The sequence below is a fragment of the Bradyrhizobium sp. STM 3561 genome (assembly GCF_045571455.1).
Classification (GTDB): Bacteria; Pseudomonadota; Alphaproteobacteria; order Rhizobiales; family Xanthobacteraceae; genus Bradyrhizobium; species Bradyrhizobium vignae.
The window spans coordinates 7,826,717-7,847,097 of record NZ_CP120695.1 but is presented as its reverse complement, the minus strand read 5'-3'; the positions used below and the strand labels follow the sequence as shown (position 1 = coordinate 7,847,097).

General features: G+C 63.9%; 17 protein-coding genes. 7 read left to right on the top strand and 10 right to left on the bottom strand.

Annotation, left to right across the window (positions count from 1 at the left end; genetic code table 11):
• Positions 1-80: 80 nt before the first annotated feature.
• Positions 81-731 (bottom strand): CoA transferase subunit B, encoded by a 651-nt coding sequence (locus tag P6U28_RS37175; RefSeq protein ID WP_122405581.1) that lies wholly within the window; start codon positions 729-731, stop codon positions 81-83.
• 67 nt (positions 732-798) lie between these two features.
• The gene (locus P6U28_RS37170; protein WP_122405582.1) at positions 799-1,506 is read right to left on the bottom strand and encodes a CoA transferase subunit A; all 708 of its coding nucleotides are present in this window, start codon (positions 1,504-1,506) and stop codon (positions 799-801) included.
• 272 nt (positions 1,507-1,778) lie between these two features.
• Here P6U28_RS37170 and P6U28_RS37165 point away from each other — a divergent pair, with 272 nt between their 5' ends.
• Positions 1,779-3,707, top strand: coding sequence for an AsmA family protein (locus P6U28_RS37165; RefSeq protein WP_407123147.1), 1,929 nt, complete (start codon positions 1,779-1,781; stop codon positions 3,705-3,707).
• Between the two features lie 84 nt (positions 3,708-3,791).
• Here P6U28_RS37165 and dctA read toward each other — a convergent pair whose 3' ends face one another.
• Both dctA and P6U28_RS37155 read right to left on the bottom strand, forming a co-directional pair.
• Positions 3,792-5,177, bottom strand: coding sequence for a C4-dicarboxylate transporter DctA (gene dctA, locus P6U28_RS37160; protein ID WP_129144620.1), 1,386 nt, complete (start codon positions 5,175-5,177; stop codon positions 3,792-3,794).
• Positions 5,178-5,231: 54 nt separating this feature from the next.
• Positions 5,232-6,305 carry a 4-oxalomesaconate tautomerase gene (locus P6U28_RS37155; protein WP_129144619.1) on the bottom strand — a complete coding sequence of 358 codons (1,074 nt, stop codon included), beginning with the start codon at positions 6,303-6,305 and terminating at the stop codon, positions 5,232-5,234.
• Positions 6,306-6,426: 121 nt separating this feature from the next.
• Here P6U28_RS37155 and P6U28_RS37150 point away from each other — a divergent pair, with 121 nt between their 5' ends.
• From P6U28_RS37150 to P6U28_RS37135, 4 genes are all read left to right on the top strand, one after another.
• A complete protein-coding gene (locus P6U28_RS37150; protein ID WP_129144618.1) occupies positions 6,427-7,407 on the top strand; it encodes a LysR family transcriptional regulator in 981 nt (326 codons plus the stop codon).
• Between the two features lie 182 nt (positions 7,408-7,589).
• Complete coding sequence (locus P6U28_RS37145) at positions 7,590-8,975, top strand: ABC transporter substrate-binding protein (protein WP_122405586.1); 1,386 nt, start codon at positions 7,590-7,592, stop codon at positions 8,973-8,975.
• Positions 8,976-9,065: 90 nt separating this feature from the next.
• Entirely contained in the window at positions 9,066-9,938 is an 873-nt protein-coding gene (locus tag P6U28_RS37140) for a carbohydrate ABC transporter permease (protein ID WP_122405587.1), read from the top strand.
• Positions 9,935-10,786 (top strand): carbohydrate ABC transporter permease, encoded by an 852-nt coding sequence (locus tag P6U28_RS37135; RefSeq protein ID WP_122405588.1) that lies wholly within the window; start codon positions 9,935-9,937, stop codon positions 10,784-10,786. The genes P6U28_RS37140 and P6U28_RS37135 overlap by 4 nt, the downstream gene beginning before the upstream one ends.
• A gap of 224 nt (positions 10,787-11,010) precedes the next feature.
• On the opposite strand, the gene P6U28_RS37130 is transcribed toward P6U28_RS37135, so the two are convergent.
• The 3 genes from P6U28_RS37130 to P6U28_RS37120 are packed head-to-tail and all read right to left on the bottom strand — an operon-like array spanning position 11,011 to position 13,911.
• Complete coding sequence (locus P6U28_RS37130; RefSeq protein ID WP_129144617.1) at positions 11,011-11,823, bottom strand: ABC transporter permease; 813 nt, start codon at positions 11,821-11,823, stop codon at positions 11,011-11,013.
• A 4-nt stretch (positions 11,824-11,827) separates the two neighbouring features.
• Positions 11,828-12,742, bottom strand: a complete 915-nt coding sequence (locus P6U28_RS37125) for an ABC transporter permease (RefSeq protein ID WP_129144616.1) — start codon at positions 12,740-12,742, stop codon at positions 11,828-11,830.
• A complete protein-coding gene (locus P6U28_RS37120) occupies positions 12,739-13,911 on the bottom strand; it encodes an ABC transporter ATP-binding protein (RefSeq protein WP_129144640.1) in 1,173 nt (390 codons plus the stop codon). Before P6U28_RS37120 ends, P6U28_RS37125 begins: the two co-directional genes overlap by 4 nt.
• Positions 13,912-14,035: 124 nt before the next feature.
• On the opposite strand from P6U28_RS37120, the gene P6U28_RS37115 reads away from it, so the two are divergent.
• Positions 14,036-14,251 (top strand): hypothetical protein, encoded by a 216-nt coding sequence (locus P6U28_RS37115; protein WP_129144615.1) that lies wholly within the window; start codon positions 14,036-14,038, stop codon positions 14,249-14,251.
• Here the strand turns inward: P6U28_RS37115 and P6U28_RS37110 are convergent.
• Both P6U28_RS37110 and P6U28_RS37105 read right to left on the bottom strand, forming a co-directional pair.
• Positions 14,248-15,708: a glycerol-3-phosphate dehydrogenase gene (locus P6U28_RS37110; protein WP_209295122.1), complete on the bottom strand. Its 1,461-nt coding sequence runs from the start codon at positions 15,706-15,708 to the stop codon at positions 14,248-14,250. The two genes, P6U28_RS37115 and P6U28_RS37110, sit on opposite strands and share 4 nt — an antisense overlap.
• Positions 15,709-15,747: 39 nt before the next feature.
• Positions 15,748-18,435 carry an EAL domain-containing protein gene (locus P6U28_RS37105; RefSeq protein ID WP_407120787.1) on the bottom strand — a complete coding sequence of 896 codons (2,688 nt, stop codon included), beginning with the start codon at positions 18,433-18,435 and terminating at the stop codon, positions 15,748-15,750.
• 201 nt (positions 18,436-18,636) lie between these two features.
• Between P6U28_RS37105 and P6U28_RS37100 the strand changes: the two genes are divergently transcribed.
• Positions 18,637-19,740: an NAD(P)/FAD-dependent oxidoreductase gene (locus P6U28_RS37100; protein WP_122405595.1), complete on the top strand. Its 1,104-nt coding sequence runs from the start codon at positions 18,637-18,639 to the stop codon at positions 19,738-19,740.
• A 166-nt stretch (positions 19,741-19,906) separates the two neighbouring features.
• Here P6U28_RS37100 and P6U28_RS37095 read toward each other — a convergent pair whose 3' ends face one another.
• Complete coding sequence (locus P6U28_RS37095) at positions 19,907-20,086, bottom strand: YdcH family protein (protein WP_025034152.1); 180 nt, start codon at positions 20,084-20,086, stop codon at positions 19,907-19,909.
• Between the last annotated feature and the right edge of the window lie 295 nt (positions 20,087-20,381).

Genomic DNA, 20,381 nt, shown 5'->3' with positions numbered 1-20,381 from the left:
CCGCCCCTGAATCTCTTCGGGACGCGCAGACCGTATCGTCATGCGCGCCCCCTTCGCGAAGCCTCAGGTGTTCTGAAGCCTCAGGTGTTCTTCAGCGCGATGCGGAATTCGGCTTCGGTCTTGGCCTTGACCTCGTCGAGCGAGACGCCGTCGGCAAGTTCGATCAGCGCCATGCCGCCGTCGCCGTGCTTGTCGATGGTGAAGACGGCAAGATCCGTGACGACCATGTCGACCACGCGTTCGCCGGTCAGCGGCAAGTTGCACTTCTTCAGCAGCTTCGGACCATCCTTGGCGGAATGCTCCATCACCACGACGACGCGCTTGACGCCAGCGACGAGATCCATCGCGCCGCCCATGCCTTTGACCATCTTGCCCGGGATCATCCAGTTGGCGAGATCGCCGTTCTGAGCCACCTGCATGGCGCCGAGGATCGAGAGATCCATGTGGCCGCCGCGGATCATGCCGAAGGAATCCGCGCTGGAGAAATAGGACGTCGAGGGCAGCTCGCTCACGGTCTGCTTGCCGGCATTGATGAGATCGGCGTCTTCCTCGCCCTCATAGGGGAACGGGCCCATGCCGAGCATGCCGTTCTCGCTCTGCAAGGAGACGTCCATGCCGTCAGGGATGTAGTTCGAGACCAGCGTCGGGATGCCGATGCCGAGATTGACGTAGTAACCGTCACGCAATTCCTTCGCGGCGCGCGCAGCCATCTGTTCACGGGTCCAGGCCATCTTGGTCTCCTGTCGATTCTTTAGTGGCGCATGATCTGATCGGAAAACCGGCTTCCACTTTTCCGGATCATGCGCTGGGGCGCGGGCGGGTGTTGCGGAATTCGATGCGCTTCTTGGCCGTACCGACCTCGACGATGCGCTTCACGAAGATGCCGGGCGTATGGATGTGGTCGGGATTGAGTTCACCGGCCGGAACCAGATGCTCGACCTCGGCCACGGTGATCTTGGCGGCGGTCGCCATCATCGGGTTAAAATTGCGCGCGGTCTTGCGGTAGATGAGGTTGCCGGCGGTGTCGCCCTTCCAGGCGTGCACGATGGCGAGGTCGGCGAACAGACCGCGCTCCATCAGATATTTCTCGCCGTCGAACTCCTTCACTTCCTTGCCTTCGGCGATCAGCGTGCCGACGCCGGTCTTGGTGTAGAAGGCCGGGATGCCGGCGCCGCCGGCGCGGATGCGCTCGGCCAGCGTGCCCTGCGGGTTGAATTCGAGCTCCAGCTCGCCGGCGAGGAATTGCTGGGCGAACAGCTTGTTCTCGCCGACATAGGACGAGATCATCTTCTTGATCTGGCGGGTTTCGAGAAGGCGGCTGAGGCCGATGCCGTCGACGCCGGCATTGTTGGAGACCACCGTCAGGCCCTTGACGCCGGACTCCCGGATCGCGTCCGACAGCTCCTCGGCGATGCCGCAGAGGCCGAAGCCGCCCGACATGATCATCATGTTGTCTTTTAGAATGCCTGACAGCGCCGACTTGGCGTCGGGATAGACCTTATTCATGCAAAAAACCTCGACTGAACCTTCGGCTTGCAGGCGTCGCGCCTTATTGGCGGCGATTATTAGGCGAAATCGTCCGAAGCCGTCAATGATACGGGGTTCTCCGCTCCGCCGCTGGGTGATAGAAGCTGCCCACGCCGTGGGCATAACCGTGCCGCGGCCTTGAAAGCGTCAAGAAAACCCATCAAGTTGCGGGGGTTGGGCGTGGGCGCGCAGGTTTCCCGGCCCGCCCTTCTGGCTCCAGCGACCAACCCGATCAGGACATGCCATTGACCATGGCCCAAGGAATGAAGCGCCTCGGGACGCCGATCGCGGCGCTGCTCGGCGTCGCGCTGATCGCCCTGATCGCGACCTCCTGGCTCATCAACCGCGACGCGCTGCGCAGGGCGGTCGAAACGCAGATCCGCGACGTCACCGGGCTCGAGCTCAGCGTCGCGGGCAGCATCGACATCTCGGTGCTGCCGGCGAGCTACATCTCCTTCCACGACGTCGGCCTCAAGGGCGGCGGCACCAGCGCTCCCGCGCTCCAGGTCGAGGTGCTCACCGCGAATTTGCGGCTGCTGCCGCTGCTGCTGCAACGATTCGAGATCGCCGACCTGATGCTCCTGCGGCCACGCATCCACGTCAGCCTCAAACCGGACCGCGAGAGCAACTGGACGCCCTTCATCCAGACCATCGCACGCACCATGAAGCCCGGGGCGGAGAACCAGGTCTCGTTCTCCGAAATCCGCATCCAGGACGGCGTGCTCGACTACGAGGACCCCGCCACGCATGCCACCGAGAAGCTCGAGGACATCGACCTGTCGCTGGCCTGGCCTTCGATCTCGCGCTCCTTTGCTGCGACCGGACAGTTCGACTGGCGCGGCGAGCGCGTCGACGGCTCGATCAGCTTCTCCGATTTCGTTGCCGCCCTCTCCGGCGACCGGTCCGGCCTGAAGGCGCGAATCGCCAGCGCGCCGGTCAAGCTCGCCTTCGACGGCAGCGTCGCCAATCGCACCAGCCCGATGATGGAAGGCACGCTCACGGTCGACAGCCCGTCCCTGCGCAACGCGCTGCGCTGGACCGCGCAGCCGCAGCCCGGCAGCGGCGGCTTCGGCCGCTTCGCGCTGAAGGCGCGCGCCAACGTCGTCGGCGCCTCGATCGCGCTCACCAATGTCAATGTCGAGCTCGACGGCAATGCCGCCGAGGGCGTCATGACCTACGCCAACAACGGCCGGCAGACGCTGCAGGCGACGCTCGCCGCCGACGCGCTCGACTTCACGCCCTATATCTCGACGTTCCGCCTGCTCGCGAGCGGCGCGCGCGACTGGAACAGGCAGCTGTTCGATCTCAATGGATTGTCGACCACCGACCTCGACATGCGCCTGTCGGCTGCAAGGCTGACGGTCGGGCCGACGAAGCTCGGCCGCACCGCGATCGGCGCCAATTTGCGCAACGGCACGCTGGCGCTCTCCGTCGGCGAGGCGCAGGTCTATGGCGGGATCGCAAAGGGCTCGTTCGGTATCGCGCGGTCCGACACCGTCGCCGACATCAAGGCGCAATTCCAGTTCACCGACGTCGATCTCCAGGCCTGCGCCACCGAACTGTTCGGTCTCAACAAGCTGTCAGGCCGCGGCAACATCAACGTCTCGCTGCTCGCCTCCGGATCGAGCCCGTTCGGCCTCGTGCAGTCACTCGACGGAAGCGCCACCGTGACCGGGCATGACGGTGCGATCTCGGGCTTCAACGCCGAGCAGCTCCTGAAGCGGCTGGAGCGGCGGCCGCTGTCGGGCGGCGGCAATTTCCGCAGCGGCTCGACGCCCTACGACAATCTCACCATCGCCGTGAAATTCTCCGACGGGATCGCCACCGCCGAGGACATCCGCGTCGAGGGGCCGGCGACGAAGATCACGCTCACCGGCACCGCCTCGGTGCCGGCACGCGAATACGACATGAAGGGCGTGGCGAGCCTCAACGGCGCGTCGGGGTTCGAACTGCCCTTCGTGGTGCAGGGCCCCTGGGACGATCCGCTGATCTTCCCGGATCCGGAAAGCCTGATCCGCCGCTCGCCGGCCTCCGCGCCGCTGCTCGACATGCTGAAGGACCGCAAGGGGGGTGACGCCGTGCGCTCCGCAATCGAGCGCATCACCGGCACCGGAAAGCGTCCCGCACCGGCGGAATCGCCGACGGCGGAGAACGCCAAAGAGAGCGCCAAGTCCAACTAACGCGCTCTGTCGGGTTCGGCACTTCAGCGCCACGGGCTCGATTGCTTGATTGGACATTGCGAGCGGCTCGATCGCAACGTGCCGTCAAGCGGCCGATTGCGTGGTCGCGATCCAGCTTTTATCCTCCCGCACCGCCGTTGCCTCGCCGGTCTTCATTCCTGCCGCGGGCGTGAGAGTGCTGCCTTGTCCCAGCTCACGGGCCAACACCTCGCGATCACAGGCGTCCTCCCACAGCGAAATGGTAATGGATGCGACACAGTTGCTGATCATGCTGGTCAGCGCCCGCGCCTCCGACATGAAGCGGTCGATGCCGACGAGCAGCGCCACGCCGGTCACGGGCAGATCCGGCATGACAGAGAGGGTGGCGACAAGCGCGACGAAGCCGCTGCCGGTGACACCGGCGGCCCCTTTGGACGTCAGCAGCATCAGTCCGAGCATTGCTGCGATCTGCCCCCACGACAGGTGAATGTCACAGGCTTGCGCGATGAAGATGGACGCCAGGGTGAGATAAATGGCGCTGCCGTCCAAATTGAAGGAATAGCCCATCGGCAACACGAGCCCCGACACGCCTTTCCGGCATCCAAGCTGCTCCAGCTTGCGCAGCGCTCCAGGCAGCGCCGGCTCCGACGACGACGTGCCGAGCACGATCAGCAGCTCTTCCTTGAAGTAGCGGATCGTCTTCCACAGGCTGAAGCCGTTCAGCCGCGCCAGCGCACCCAGCACGACCACCACGAAGACGGAGCAAGCGATATAGAAGGTCAGGATCAGCAGTCCGAGCGACCCGATCGAACGGATGCCGTAGCGGCCCACGGTGAACGCCATGGCGCCGAAGGCGCCGAGCGGGGCGAGCTTCATGATGAAGCCGAAAGACACAAACAGCACCTGTGAGAACGAGGCGACTGCCTTCGTCACCACGACACCCCCATCGCCGGCACGGCTGAGGCCAAAGGCGATCAGGATGGAGATCAGCAGGACCGGCAGCACCTCACCATCGGCGAACGCTCCAAAGAACGAATGCGGGATGATGTGCAGCATGAAGTCCGCGAATCCGGTCGCACCGGCCTGCTTGGTGAATTTCGCGGCCACCGATGGGTCCAGCGTATTGACCGCAACATGCATGCCGGCGCCCGGTTGGATCAGGGACACTGCGATCAGCCCGGCCAGCAAAGCGAGCCCGGTCAGCAGGTAGAACAGCGCCATGGATTTCACCAACGTGCGGCCGACCTCGCGGGAATCGCTGATGCTGTTGATGCCGCTGACGATGGTGCAGAACACGATCGGCGCGATCATCATCTTGACGAGCTTGACGAAGCCGTCGCCAAAGGGCTTCAGCGCGGCGCCAAATTCAGGCCAGAAATGGCCCGTGAGGACACCCAGCATGAGGCCGATCAGCACCTGGACATAGAGAATCCGGTAGAATGGCTTTCCCGCCTCGGTGCTCGGATGCCCAACCGGTGCTTCCTTTTGCATTCTCGTTTCTCCCATGGCTCTGATTGTTCTTGATGGTTTCGGAAGCGGCGGGCTTCAGGCCGCCAGCACCGAATGAGTCACGTGCGACCGACGGGCAAAGACGTGGCCCTCAAAGATTCGCCGAGCTGTTCGCAGCACCCGTGCAACCGGGCCGGGCTCCAGCCTGACCACGAGCTGGCCGGAAGGATGGGCAAGCGTGATCGGCACCGGCGGCGCCAGTGATCCGACCATCTCTGCCGCGATCGTTCCAGGCGTGACGCACGCCGTCGCGATCGCGACGGCGCCGGTCACCGCCAGCGCGTTGTGACAGTCATGCGGCATGAAGTACCTGACGTTCAACGTCGCCTCCCTCGCGGGCGCAATCAGAACCGGTTTCGGGATCACCATCGTTGCGGGATCTGGAAAGCCCATCCGGCGCCCCGCCTCGATGCGCAAGTCTTCAAGACGCGCGCGAAAGCGGCCGTCGATGAAGTCAGAGGGCGCCTCACTGCCGGTCCATCCCAGATCCGCCGCGCGGACCAACATGACGGGCATCGCCGCGTCGAGGCAGGTCACATCGATCCCTTCGATGCGGTCGACCGGACGTCCCGTCGGCAGCAGGCGGCCAGTGCGTGCACCGGCCGCGTTGGGGAACGACAGTTCGATCGGCGCGGCCGTCCCCGGAACACCGTCGATCCGCGCCTCGCCGTCGTAGGTCACGCGTCCTGCGGGTGTCGGAACGGTCGCGTCAATCAACTTGCCGGTATTGACGTTGTGGATGCGCACATGGGTGCGATCTGCCGCGGCGGCGACCAGTCCGGCTTCAATTGCGAACGGCCCCACAGCCGCCAGCATGTTCCCGCAATTCGGCGAGGTATCGACGATCCCCTCTCGAACCCGCACCTGGGCAAACAGGTAATCGACATCGGCGCCGGCCACCGTTGCCGGTCCGACGATCGCGACCTTGTTGATGACGGCATTGCCGCCGCCGATCCCATCGATTCCAAGGTCGTGTCCTCCTCCCATCACGGACAGCAGGACCGCGTCGCGCAGTTTGGGGTCGGCCGGAAGATCACGGGCCAGGAAAAACGGCCCGCGTGAGGTTCCCCCACGCATGACCACACAGGGAATGGCAATCTGATCGTTCATGGAGCTCTTCCGTTTGGCGACATCTTCGCGCGAGCCAGAGCATCCTCCGGCAGAACTCTTTTGTGAAATGCAAATATCTGAGGTATTATTCCGATTATCGATATAATTGGAGGCTGCCGCCATGAACGCAGAACTGCTCGACCTCAAGGCGTTCATCACCGTGGCGGAGACGGGAAGCTTCGTCCGCACCGCGAGGGCGCTGAACCTGTCGCAGCCGGCGCTGAGCCGACGCATTCAGAAACTGGAAGAAGGCCTCGGTGCGCCGTTGCTCGAACGGTCGACGCGCCACGTCAATCTCACCATGACCGGCCGCGACTTCCTGCCGAAGGTGCGCCGCCTCATCGACGAGTTCGAGACCTCGGTGCTCGCCATCCACGATATCGGCGCGCGCAGTTCAGGCCTCGTCTCGGTGGCTGCGGTGCCGACGGCGGTGTTCTACTTCCTGCCGCGTGCGATCGGCCGATTTGCCGAAGCGTATCCGCGCATTCGCATCCGGATTCTGGACATCGGTGCCAACGAGGGATTGGAAGCGGTCGCACGCGGAGAAGCCGATTTCGGCATCAACTTCATCGGCGCTTCGCATGCGGAAATCGAATTCGAGAAACTGGTCGAGGATCCTTTCGTCCTGGCCTGCCGCCATGACCATCCGCTGGCATCGCGCAAACAGGTCAGCTGGTCGGAAATCGTGTCGCACCGGGTCATCACGGTCGGTCGCAACAGCGGCAATCGCGCGCTGATCGACAATGCGCTGGCGCGACATGGCCTGCAGCTGAACTGGTCCTATGAAGTCGCCCACCTCTCCGGTTCGCTCGGCCTGGTCGAAGCGGGACTTGGCATCGCCGTGCTGCCGAGGCTCGCGACGCCGGCGGCCGGCCACCCCATCATTCACACGGTTCGGTTGGTCGAGCCGGAGGTGTCGCGGACGATCGGAATCGTGCGCAGGCATGGGGCGACACTATCTCCTCATGCCAGCCAATTTCTCAAGATGCTGCTCGAGGCATGGCGCTCGCCTTCCCGGACGAGCGGACAAGGCAGGCCACGATCCCGATCCGCTGACACGAGCCCGAATGCCGCTTCGACCGGCCTCAAAGGGAAACGATGACAAGGCCACGAGGCGAATTGATTGGCATGTATTGATGCGAGCTTTGGATCAATGCGCGAATTCGCCACAGCCCCTCCACCCCCAGGACATTGGTCTGACAAGAAGTCGCTAGATCGGAGGACGGCCATGCGCTAGTGTTTTATACGACCGGTTAAAACACCGGCCGTTTGAGGGAGAAAAACGTGAAATCCAAGGTTATTGGCGCAGTATCATTGGCGGTCGCTGCGGTTGGGCTGTTTGCCGCCACTGCACCCGCCTTTGCGCAGCAGAAGACGATCACGGTCTGGTGGGGCAAGGGCTTCTATCGTTCCGAAGACGACGCGCTGCTGGAGACGATCAAGAAATTCGAAGCCAAGACCGGCATCAAGGTCGAATTGTCGCAATACGCGATCCAGGACATGATCCCGAAGACGGTCGCAGCGCTCGATGCCGGCACCGTTCCCGATGTGGCTTATTCCGATTCCTATGACGTGCAGGCGCAGGGCAAGTGGGCCTATGAGGGCAAGCTCGAGGACCTCACGGACATCATGGAGCCGATCAAAGACCGGTTCGTGCAGAACACGCTCGATGCGTCGATCCTCTACAATGATGTCACCAAGAAGAAGGCCTATTATGGCTTCCCGCTGAAGCAGCAGAGCATGCACGTCCAGATCTGGAACGACATGCTGGAGAAGGCCGGCTTCAAGCAGAGCGATATCCCGAACGACTGGACGGGTTATTGGACGTTCTGGTGCGACAAGGTGCAGCCGGCGATCCGCAAGGCCACCGGCCAGCGCATCTACGCCGTGGGCCAGCCGATGGGCGTGGAATCCACCGACGCCTTCCAGTCCTTCTACACCTTCATGGATGCCTACCACGTCAAGCTGGTCGACGACGACGGCAAGCTGCTGGTCGATGATCCCAAGGTCCGCGACGGCCTGATCAAGGCGATGAAGGACTATACCGACACCTACATCAAGGGCTGCACCCCGCCGTCCTCGACCACCTGGAAGGATCCCGACAACAACGTCGCCTTCCACAACAAGACGATCGTGATGACCCACAACTTCACGATCTCGATCGCTGCGAAATGGTACGAGGATTCCCAGAATCAGAACCTCACGCCGGAACAGCGCGAGGCCGGCAAGAAGGCTTATGAGCAGGACATCATCACGGCGTCCTTCCCGAAGGCGCCGGATGGTTCGACCATCAAGTACCGCTCCGACGTCAAGACCGGTCTGATCTTCACCGCGGCCAAGAACAAAGCCGAGGCCAAGCAGTTCATCAGCTTCCTGCTCCAGGAAGAGAACGTCCGTCCCTATATCGAGGGTGCGCTCGGCCGCTGGTTCCCGGTGACGAAGGAAAGCCAGGAAAGCCCGTTCTGGCAGGCTGACAAGCACCGCAAGGCCGTCTACACGCAGTTCAAGGGCGGCACCGCGGCGTTCGACTTCACCAAGAACTGGAAGTTCACGATTCTCAACAACGAGAACGTGTGGGCGAAGGCGATGAACCGCGTCGTCAGCGAGAAGGTTCCGGTCGACAAGGCTGTCGACGAACTGATCGCCCGCATCAAGCAGGTTGCAGGTTAGTCATCGGCCCCTCTCCCCGCGTTGCAGGGAGAGGTATAAGAACAACACCGGCCGCGTTTCGCGGCCGGCTTCTCTTTGAAGAGTCCGAAAATGGCAATCACGCTCTCTGGCGATCAGGCAATTCCCGGCCCGCCCCTGTCGTCGCGGCTGAGCCCGGCGCAGGTCTGGGGCATCATCCTGCTCGCGCCCTATCTGCTCGTTTTCCTGGCCTTCGTCGTCTATCCCGTCGGCTACGGCTTGTGGCTGGCACGCGCGCCGGAAAACTACGTCGCGCTCTACAACGATCCGATCTTCGCGCGCGCCGCGGTCAACACGCTGATCTTCCTGGTCATCGGCATTAACATCAAGATGCTGATCGCGCTGTTCCTGTCCGGCTTCTTCGCGCAGCAGCGCACCTGGATCAAATGGCTCTCGGTGATCTTCATCCTGCCCTGGGCGGTGCCGTCGATCCCCACCATTTTGTCGGTGCGCTTCATGCTCAATCCCGAGTGGGGCATGATCAACCATTTCATCTTCTCTCTTACCGGCGATGACGGCCCGAACTGGCTGAACGATCCGACAGTGGCGCTGAGCATGGCGATCGCCGTGCACATCTGGAAATCGCTGCCGTTCTGGACGTTGATCCTGATCACCGGACGCCTTGCGATCTCGCACGATCTGTTCGAGGCCGCCGAAGTGGACGGCGCCAGCTGGTGGCAGAAGTTCCGCTACATCACCTGGCCGTCGATGCAGACGCTGTACGTGACCTGCACGCTGCTCTCGATGATCTGGACGCTGGGCGATTTCAACAGCGTCTACCTGCTCACCGGCGGTGGCCCGGCCGACCTCACGCACGTGCTGTCGACGCTCGGCATCCGCTATCTCCGGCTCGACCAGCTCTCGCTCGCGATGGCCTCCATCGTCTGCGCGATGCCGTTCGTCCTGCCGCTCGTGTACTTCATGATGAAACGGTTGTCGCGATGAAGCTTCCCTCTCTCCGTGACGTCGCGACGGAAGCGCGGCTGCTCCTGATCGGCATTCCCGTCTTCCTGTGGACGATGATCCCGATCTATCACATGTTCCTGTTCGCGATCTCCCCGAAGGAGGACGCGTTCTCGGGCAAGCTGTGGCCGGACCATCCGACGCTGCACAACTTCGAGATCGTGTTCAAGCAGCAGCACTATTTCCTGCGCGACTTCTACGTCCAGTTCTGGAATTCGACGCTGATCGCGGCATCCGTCGGCGTGCTGACGCTGTTCATCGCCACGGCCGCGGCGTTCTCGATCTCGCGGCTGAAGGTGCCGGGCGGACGCATGGTGCTGAACCTCGCGCTCTTCACCTACTTCATCCCGGCGGCGTTCCTCGCGGTGCCGATGTATCGCACCATGGGCAATTACGGCCTGCTCAACAATCACTGGTCGCTGATCCTGGCCATGGTGACGATCGCCTCGCCTTACGCGATCTGGGTGCTCAAGCAGGCCTCCGACAAGCTGCCGGTGGAGCTGGACGAGGCCGCGGTGATGGACGGTGCCACGACGCTGCAGATCTTCCGACTGGTCTATCTGCCGCTGATGATGCCCTCGCTGGTCGCGATCGGCACCTATGCGGTGCTGCTGGCCTGGAACGAATATCTCTACGCGTTCCTGCTGCTCTCGAACGATCGCGAGATCACGCTCCCCGTCGCGCTCGGCAACTTCCTCGCCGCGGACGACTCGCCGTGGGAGCTGTTGATGACGACCGGCTTCATCTACGCGCTGCCGCCGGCCGCGGTCTACTACGCCTTCCGCCGCTACATGGTGGGCGGGCTCACGGCGGGTGCGGTGAAGTCCTGAGTGCGTATCGAGGCGGCTTCGGTTCACCTCTCCCCGGCGGAGAGAGGTCGGATTGCTTCGGCGCGCAATTGCGCGCCTGAGCAATCCGGGTGAGGGGCCGCAGCGATCAGCGAGACCTCAAGCCCTCACCCGGATCGCATCTTTGATGCGATCCGACCTCTCCCGTCGGGAGAGGTGATCTGCCTCCTGGGCTCGCATCGTTTCAAGCAAAAACTCATCCTGCTCTAAAGCGGTGCCGCGCTCTCGCCCTGCGAGCTCGACAGCTTCGAGGCGAGCGAGGCAATGACGATGACGACCGCGATCAGGGCGATCACCAGCGTACAGATCGCGTTGATCTCAGGCTTCACACCGAGCCGCACCTCCGAATAGATGCGGATCGGCAGCGTCGCCGAGCCGGGGCCGGTGGTGAAGCTCGCGATGACGAGATCGTCCAGCGAGAGCGTGAAGGCGAGCATCCAGCCTGCGACGATCGCAGGCGCGATCAGCGGCAGGGTGACGGCCATAAACGCCCGAACCGGGTTGCAGCCGAGGTCCATCGCGGCCTCCTCCAGCGAACGATCGAGCGAGCCGAGTCGGGACTGCACGACCACCGCGACGAAGCACATCGTCAGCGTGGTGTGGGCGATCGTCACCGTCCAGAAGCCGCGCTCGGCGTTCAGCGCGACGAACAGCAAGAGCAGCGACAATCCGGTGATCACCTCCGGCATCACCAGCGGCGCATAGAGCATGCCGGAAAACAGCGTGCGGCCGCGGAAGCGTTCACCGCGCGACAGCGCCACCGCCGCGAGCGTGCCGAGCAGCGTGGCGATCGTCGCGGAGGAGACCGCGACCCGCAGGCTCATCCAGGCCGCCTCGATCATGGCGCGGTCCTTGAAGAACTCGCGGTACCAGCGCAGCGACCACCCGCCCCACACCGTCACCAGCCGGGAGGCGTTGAAGGAATAGAGAACGAGGATGAGAATCGGCAAATAGAGAAACGCCAGGCCCAGCGCCAGCGACGCGATGTTGAAGCGTGATAGGCGCGAAACCTTGCGCATCGTCTCAGCGCCTCTGTTCCAGCTGCCGCTTCTGCAGCCGCTCGTACAGCAGCAGCGGCAGCAGCAGCACGACCAGCAGCACGATGGCCGCGGCGGAGGCGACCGGCCAGTCCTTGTTGGTGAAGAATTCCAGCCACAGGGTCTGGCCGATCATCAGCGCATTGGAGCCGGCCAGGAGATCAGGGATCACGAACTCGCCGACGATCGGGATGAAGCACAGCAGCACGCCGGCCCCGACGCCGGGCAGCGACAGCGGAAAGGTGACGAGCCAGAACACATGCCAGGGCGGCGCGCCGAGATCGGAGGCCGCCTCCTCCAGCGCCGGCTCCATCTTGGCGAGCGTGGCGTAGAGCGGCAGGATCATGAACGGCAGATAGGAATAGACGATGCCGATATACATCGCGGTGTCGGTGGAGAGCCACACCACGGGCTGGCTGACCAGATGCAGCGCCAGCAGGATCTGGTTGAGCAGGCCATCATGCTGGAGGATGTTGATCCAGGCATAGATGCGGATCAGGAACGAGGTCCAGAACGGCACGATCACCAGCACCATCGCCACCGCCTGCCAGCGTTTTGGCAATCGCGCCATGCCATAGGCGATGGGATAGCCGAACAGCAGCAACAGTGCAGTCGCGGTCACGGCGACGGTGAGGCTGCGGACATAAGCAAAGACATAGATGTCGTCGGAACCGAGCAGCCTGAAATTGTCGATCGACAGCGCGGCTAAGGCGGCCTTGAGCGCTTCCCATCCCGCCGTCAGGTCGAACACGGGCTCATAGGGCGGCTGCGCGATCGCGGTCTGCGACAGGCTGATCTTGAGGACGAAGGCGAACGGCACCAGGAAGAACAGCGCCATCCAGACATAGGGTGCGATCGCAGCGAAGCGCGCCGGCCGCGCGAAGATGCGGCGGGAGCTCATGACGGCAGCACCACGCAATCGTCGGGCGTGAACCAGGCGACGACATGCTGGTTGAGGCTGTAGGCATCGACGTCGAGGCGCGCGCTGTTGACGACCGAAGCCTGCAGCATCCCGCCGGAATCGAGCTTCACCTTGTAGGTGGTGGTGCCGCCGAGATAGCAGATGTCGGCGATGACGCCGTCCAGCAGGTTGATCGCCGTCTCACGGCCCGCCTCGCTCACTGGGGCGCGACGCGACAGCTTGACCTTCTCGGGGCGGATCGCGACCGCGAATTTTCCCGTGCCGAGCGGTTCGCGCGGCTCGGCGACCACCAGCGCACCCGCATCACGCGTGCCGATGACCAGACGATGACCGTCGCGCAATTTTGTCTCACCGTCGAACAGATTGATGTCGCCGACGAACTCGGCGATCCAGCGCGAGCGTGGTGCCTCATAGAGCTCGCGAGGACTAGCCACCTGCGCGAGCTTGCCGGCCTTCATCACGCCGATCCGGCTCGCCATCGTCATCGCTTCTTCCTGGTCGTGGGTAACGATGATGAAGGTCATGCCGAGCCGGCGCTGCAGCTCCATCAGCTCACCTTGCGTGCTCTCGCGCAGCTTCTTGTCGAGGGCCGCAAGCGGCTCGTCGAGCAACAGGAGTTGCGGCCGGCGCGCCAGGGCGCGGGCGAGCGCCACGCGCTGGCGCTGGCCGCCGGAGAGCTGGTCCGGCTTGCGTTTCTCCAGGCCCTCGAGCTTCACCAGAGCGACCATTTCCGCGACGCGGGTGGCGATCTCGGCGCGCGCCATGCCGGCACGCTTGAGGCCGAAGGCGATGTTGTCGCGCACCGACAGATGCGGAAACAGCGCATAGTTCTGGAACATCATGTTGATCGGACGCTCGTGGGGTAGCGCCTGCGCGATATCCTTGCCGCCGAGCAGGATGTGTCCCTCGTCCGGCGCCTCGAAGCCCGCCAGCATGCGCAGCAGCGTGGTCTTGCCGCAGCCGCTCGGCCCCAGCAGCGCGAAGAATTCGCCGGACTTGATGTCGAGCGACACGCCGTCCACGGCCCGGAACGTTCCAAAGCGCTTGGCCACGCCCTCGATGCGCAGCAACGGCTGGCCCGCCGCGGGAAGCGCATCTCCGCCAGTCACATCCGCTTGAACATCCCTTCCGGGCAGCTCTTCCGCCATGATCCCTGCCAACCCCGATTCCGCCGCACGCTAGCGGTCGATCGTGTTTAGCTCAACCGGTTCAGGGCGGATGACCGGAAATTGGCCTTCATGCGACGCGCGTCAAAGGGCGTATGATCAGGACATGACCAAGTTGCCGGATCAGGCCCTGGAGATCGCACGCAGTCTGCCCGCAGACGCGCAGGACGATATTGCCCGCATCGTACTCCAGCTTGCCGGTACCGATGCAGCGCCTCCTGTCATCCTGTCGGATGACGAGAGAACGGCAATTGCCGCATATGCCATCCGCCATGGGGCTCGCGATCCCGGAGGGATGCCGGGTGCGCGAGGTCCCGCCTAAGTCAAATCCGCCATGAACGCCGCCAGCGCCTCACAGTCCGCCGCAGGCATTGTCAGGCCCAGCTTGGAACGGCGCCACAGAACGTCATCCGGAAAACGCGCCCATTCGCGGGTCACGAGATAGCGCACCTCGGCGCCGGTCAGTCGGGGACCGAAAGCCGGACCAAGCTCTTCGCGTGTCCTTGCTTCGCCGAGCACGGCCGACAATCCCGAGCCGTAGGCCGCAACCAGGCGCTGGGCTTCCGACTCCGGCAGAAAGCGCCAGCGGTCGCGCGCAAGATCGACCTCGGTGTCAAAACGATCCCAGGCGAAATCTCCGCCGGGCAACGCCGCACCCGCGGTCCAGGGCGGCGACATCGGATAGAACGGGGTCAGCTTCGTCACCGCCCACTCCGCGCGCAAGCGCGAGGTGGTGACGTCGCCGCCGAACATCGTGAGCAGCGGCGCCTTGCCCCGGCGCGCGTGGAACAGCGTCGTCTCGTCGCGGCCGCGCGCGGACGCCAGCGTCAGGTTGACGCCCGAGACCGTGCGGACCACGTCGATCGGGGCGACGCGCTCGCGGAAATAGCGGCTGACGGCCTCGCAGAGATAGCTGATGTCGGCTCCTCGCATCGCAACGATGGCGGGATCGCCCGTGAAGGCGTGCGTGACCGTGCCGATCAGCGTGAAATCGCGCTCGAAGGGCCGGGCGAAGATCAGCTGTCCATCATTGTTCTGGAAGACGTAGACGTTTTCAGAATCGAACAGCCTGGGCACGATGATCTGGCTCATCTGAGTAGCCGCCATCACCGGCTGCGGCTGCCGCAGCACGGTCTCCGCGACCATCGAGGTCCAGCCGCCGGTCGCGTTGGCCAGCGCCCGCGCCGTGACGGTACGGCGGTGTCCGCGATCGACCACCGCGAGGCGCCAGATCTCGCTTCGGTCGGCACGGACGCAGCGCGCCCCGGTCCGGATCGCAGCGCCACGCTCGGCGGCATCCAGGGCCGTGAGCACGACAAGACGGGAATCGTCGACCACGCAGTCCGAATATTCGAACGCCGTGCCGAACGGACGTTTCAGCGCGTTGCCCACCGGATGATGCGTGATGTCGAGGGTCGTCGATCCGGGCAGGCCGTTCCGGCTGGCGAGGCTGTCATAGAGGAACAGGCCAGCGCGCAGCAGCCACGGTGGACGCTCGTCCGCATGGGCCGGAATCACGAAGCGCATCGGCCGGACCAGGTGCGGCGCGATGGCGAGCCAGATCCGGCGCTCGGCGAGCGCTCGGCGCACCCGCCAGAAGCCACGGCGCTCCAGCACCGCGAGATCGCCATGGATCAGCCGCGGTGTCGCCGACGACGCGGCGCCGGCGAGATCACCCTGCTCGAACAGAATCACGCGCAGGCCGCGGCCAGCCGCATCGCGCGCGAGGCTGACACCGTTCAGGCCGCCGCCGATGATCGCAAGATCGTAGTCCGCCATGAGGCCGTCGAATGGGAGCGTTGGTAGCGCTCAGCATCACTAGCCGGTCTTGAGCGCGAGCTCCATGACCTCGGCGCGGCCGACGAGATCGGCATATTTCCCGATCGGCAGCGGCTTGCCGAGCAGATAGCCCTGCACGCCGTCGCAGCCCTCCTTGGCGAGGAAGGCGAGTTGCTCCACCGTCTCGACGCCCTCGGCGATGATCGACATTTCGAGGCCGTGGCCGAGGTCGATAACGGCACGCACGATCGCCGCTGATTGCGGGTTGCGGCCGAGATTGATGATGAAGGCGCGGTCGATCTTGATCTTGTCGAACGGGAACGCCTGGAGGTAGCTCAGCGAGGAGTAACCGCTGCCGAAATCGTCCATGGAGATGCGCACGCCGAGCGCCTTGAGGCGGCGCAGCAGCGCAAGGCCCCGATCGAAATCCTCGATCAGCACACCCTCGGTGATCTCGAGTTCGAGCCGGCCCGGTGCAAGGCCCGTCTCGATCAGGATCGAATGGACGAGGCCAACCACGTCACCGTGCATGAACTGCGCCGGCGACAAATTGACCGCGACCTGCAGCGGCTTCGGCCAGGACGCCGCCTCGCGACAGGCCTCGCGCAGGATCCACTCGCCCATCTCGACGATCAGGCCGCTCTCCTCAGCGATCGGGATGAATTCGGCCGGCGAGACCTGACCGCGGACCGGATGCTGCCAGCGCGCCAGCGCCTCGAAGCCGATGATCTCGCTCTCGGCGACGCTGTGGCGGGCGGCCCCCTGCGGCTGGAAGGCGAGCGAGAGCTCGCCGTTCTTGATCGCCATCGAAAGATCCTGGTGCAGCACGCGGCGATTGCGGATCTGCTGGTCCATCTCCGGCTGGTAGAGGCTGATCGTGCCGCGCGACTTCTGCTTGGCGCGGAACAGCGCGGCGCCGGCGTTGGCGAGCAGCGAGGCGCCATCCGTGCCGTTGTGCGGGAAGATCGACATGCCGGTGGTGACGCCGGCACGGACCGGCCGGCCATCGATCTGGAACTCCTCCGCGACGGCTTCGCCGATCTGCTGCGCCAGCGCGAGCCCCGCTTGCGGCTGCTTGCCGTCGATGATGAGACCGAACTCGTCGCCGGACAGGCGCGCCACCACGCCGCCGCGGGCGGAGTCCTGGAGCCGCTGGGCCACCTCGATCAGGAGCTTGTCGCCGAGCGCATGGCCGAAGACGTCGTTGACCTCCTTGAGCCCGTCGAGGTCGACGCAGAGCACGGCGAACTCCTCGCCGGTGCCTTCGCAGGCCTCGATCATCTGAGTCAGCGCCTGCAGGAAGGCGGCGCGGTTCGGCAGATCGGTGAGACCGTCGTGATAGGCCATGTGCGCCATGCGCGACTCGGTCTGCCGGCGATCCGTGACGTCCTCGTGGGTCTTGATCAGATATTGCGGTTCGCCGGCGTCGCTGAGCACGGTGGCGCGGCGGGTCAGGAACAGCCGCAGACCGTCCTTGGTGGAGATCGGATGCTCCTCGGTGATCATCCCGCGTTTCTTGATCGCGGCCTCGTCGCGCCCGATGATCAGCTTCGCTTCCTTGGCGTTGAAGATGTCGGAGGCGGTCAGGCCGGTGGCTTCCTCGCGCCTGCGGTTGAGGATCGTCTCCGCGCTGCGGTTGGCGAGCAGATAGCGGCCGTCCTTGACCTGCTCCACGATCAGCGCGACCGGAATATTGTCGACCACGAGCTCGAGGAACTTCTTGGTGCTCTCCAGCTCCTTCGACAGCGAGCGGCGGTCGGTGATGTCCTCGAACACGATGAGCAGGAATTCGGGCTTGTCGCTCTCGTTGCGGACCACGATCCGGATCGAAGCGACCATGCGCCGTTCTTCGCCCCGCTCGAGCTCGAATTCGTTGCGGAACTCGCCGTCCGGCGAATTGAGCGCCGCCCGGTCGGTCGCCTCGATCGTGGCTGCCGAGACCGGCGCAAACAACTCGCGCGCATTCTTGCCGACGACATGATCCCGCGAGAACCCCCAGAACCGCTCGCAGGCGCTATTGGCGAAAATGTAGCGGCCGTCCTCGATGTTCTTCGCCGCGACGCAGGCCGGCACGTTGTCCAGCACCGTCTCCAGGAACTGCTTGGTCGAGGCGAGCTGCCGTGACAGCCTCCGCTGCTCGCTGACGTCCAGATGCGTCGCAACCGAGCCGCCATTCGGCAGCACGAAATATTTCACCAGGATGGCCCGCCCGTCGGGCAGTTCGGTGATCAGACCATTAGGGCTTGCCGCCTTCTCGTAGAACTCGTTGTCAGAGACGCCGCCGAGGACGCCCCGCTTGCGCCTCAGCTCGAGGATATCATGGGCGGTCATGCCGGTCCAAAGGTCGGAGCGGGTCAGGCCGTAAATATCGAGATAGCGGTCGTTGCAGAAGATGATGCGCCGCTGCGCATCCGTCATCACCACGCCCTGGTTGAGATTGTTCAGGGCGGACGAGATGAAGGCATTGCGCCGCAACTGCAAACGCCGGGTCTGACGCAGCGAGGAATGGATCCACAGCGCGATCGCGCCGAGGAACGCGCAGATGACGATGCCCGCGATCAGGGCTTCCCAGATCACGTTGGGATCAAGCTTGGTGAGATCGCCCGGAACGGTGAACCCGACCGAAGCCGCAAAGGCGCGCACAGGCGCGGCCGCGCCGGCCAGGCACATGACGGCCTGCACAGCAATCGGAAGCGTGCTGCCCACGTGCCAGTTCTTCTCAGCCATCAGCCACCCGCGATTTCAACGTGGATTGTCTGGCCTCGCGGGTTTGGATCGGGTAAACGCTTGTACCCACAATAGAAAAATGTGACGCGAAATACGGCAATTGCCCTGACATGATAAATGCTTTCTTAACGGAAAATTCCCCTGCGCCGCCGCTTCCAGGCCTGACGCCACCGGCGCTTCCAGCGGACATCCTGCGCAACCATGGATAGGGTCGACTGCGTCGTCATCGGAGCCGGCGTGATCGGTCTCGCGGTGGCCCGAAAGCTCGCGCAGACCGGGCGCGAGGTGATCGTGCTCGAGGAAGCCGAGGCCATTGGGACCATCACCTCCTCGCGCAACAGCGAGGTGATCCATGCCGGCATCTACTACCGCGCCGGAAGCTGGATGGCGCGCATGTGCGTTGCCGGCAAGCACGCGCTCTACCGCTACTGCGCCGACCGCGGCATCCCTCACAAGAATTGCGGCAAGCTGATCGTCGCGACCAGCCCGAAGGAGACCGAGAAGCTGCAATCGATCAAGGCGCATGCCGAAGCCAACGGCGTGCTCGACATGCAGCTGCTTTCGGGCGAGGCCGCACGCGCGCTGGAGCCGGCGCTCGCCTGCGACGCCGCGCTGCTGTCGCCGTCAACCGGCATCATCGACAGCCACGCCTACATGCTCTCGCTGCGCGGCGAGGCCGAGGACGCCGGCGCCGCCTTCGCGTTTCACACCCCGCTGATCCGCGCCAAGGCGGCGGCCGGTGTCATCGAGATCGATGCCGGCGGCGAGGCACCGATGACTCTGCAATGCGACCTTCTCGTCAACGCTGCCGGCCTCTCGGCGACGAATGTGGCGCGCAACATCGACGGCATGCCGCTGGACCGGATTCCGCCGGCCTACCTCGCCAAGGGAAACTACTTCAGCTGCAACGCCAAGGCGCCGTTCTCGCGCCTGATCTATCCGGTGCCCGAACCCGGCGGATTGGGCGTGCACCTGACGCTGGATATGGCAGGGCAGGCCCGCTTCGGGCCTGACGTCGAGTGGATCGAAACGATCAACTACGAGGTCGATCCTTCACGCGCCGAGCGCTTCTACCCGGCGATCCGCAAATACTGGCCGACACTGCCCGATGGCGCGCTGATGCCGAGCTATTCGGGCATCCGCCCGAAGATCGTGCCGCCGGCCGTGGCCACGCAGGATTTTTTGATGCAAGGCCCGCACGATCACGGCGTCGCAGGGTTGATCAATCTGTTCGGCATCGAATCGCCGGGATTGACGTCGTCGCTCGCGATCGCCGATCACGTCGCCGAGCTCGCAGGCATCTAGAGCGTCTTCGTGCGAAGTGGATACCAGTTCGCGTCAGGGCAACGCGTCCAAACAAAGACCAGCGCCGTGCAAAGATCTTGCACGGCGTGCACCCTGCAGCAGGGATGAGCACGAATGCTCTCACCCCTGCGAAGGATGTGATCAACTCTGCGGTGTTACGGGGTTACTAGTGGAGCGTGTCGCCTTGCTTCAGACGCTCGATCTGGTCCTTGACCATCAACTTCCGGCGCTTCAACTCAACAATTTGCAGGTCGTCTGTTGAAAGGTGCACAAGAGCTTCGTGCAATTCGTTTTCGAGAAGTTTGTGCTTCCGTTCCAATTCAACAAGATGTGCCTGAATTGTCATTCGAAACCTCCTCGGTAGGGTTGAACCTCAGGATTCGATCCGGACAGCCAAGTCTACATCACCGATTCGTCCTGTCGATGGGTATCCGTTGTCGCGCCGTCATTTTTGAAAGTTCATATGTAAGGAAGCGTGACCAAGGGAACCACGCGGGAAAAATCCATGATATCAATGCAGCTGCGCAAGGCCACAGCTCCTCGCAGAAATATGTTGCGGGAGATCGGCGAGCGAGGGTCGCAGATCGCTTGCGATCACGCCGCGCAAGGACGATAATTTCCACAGGGCATCCACAGCCCAG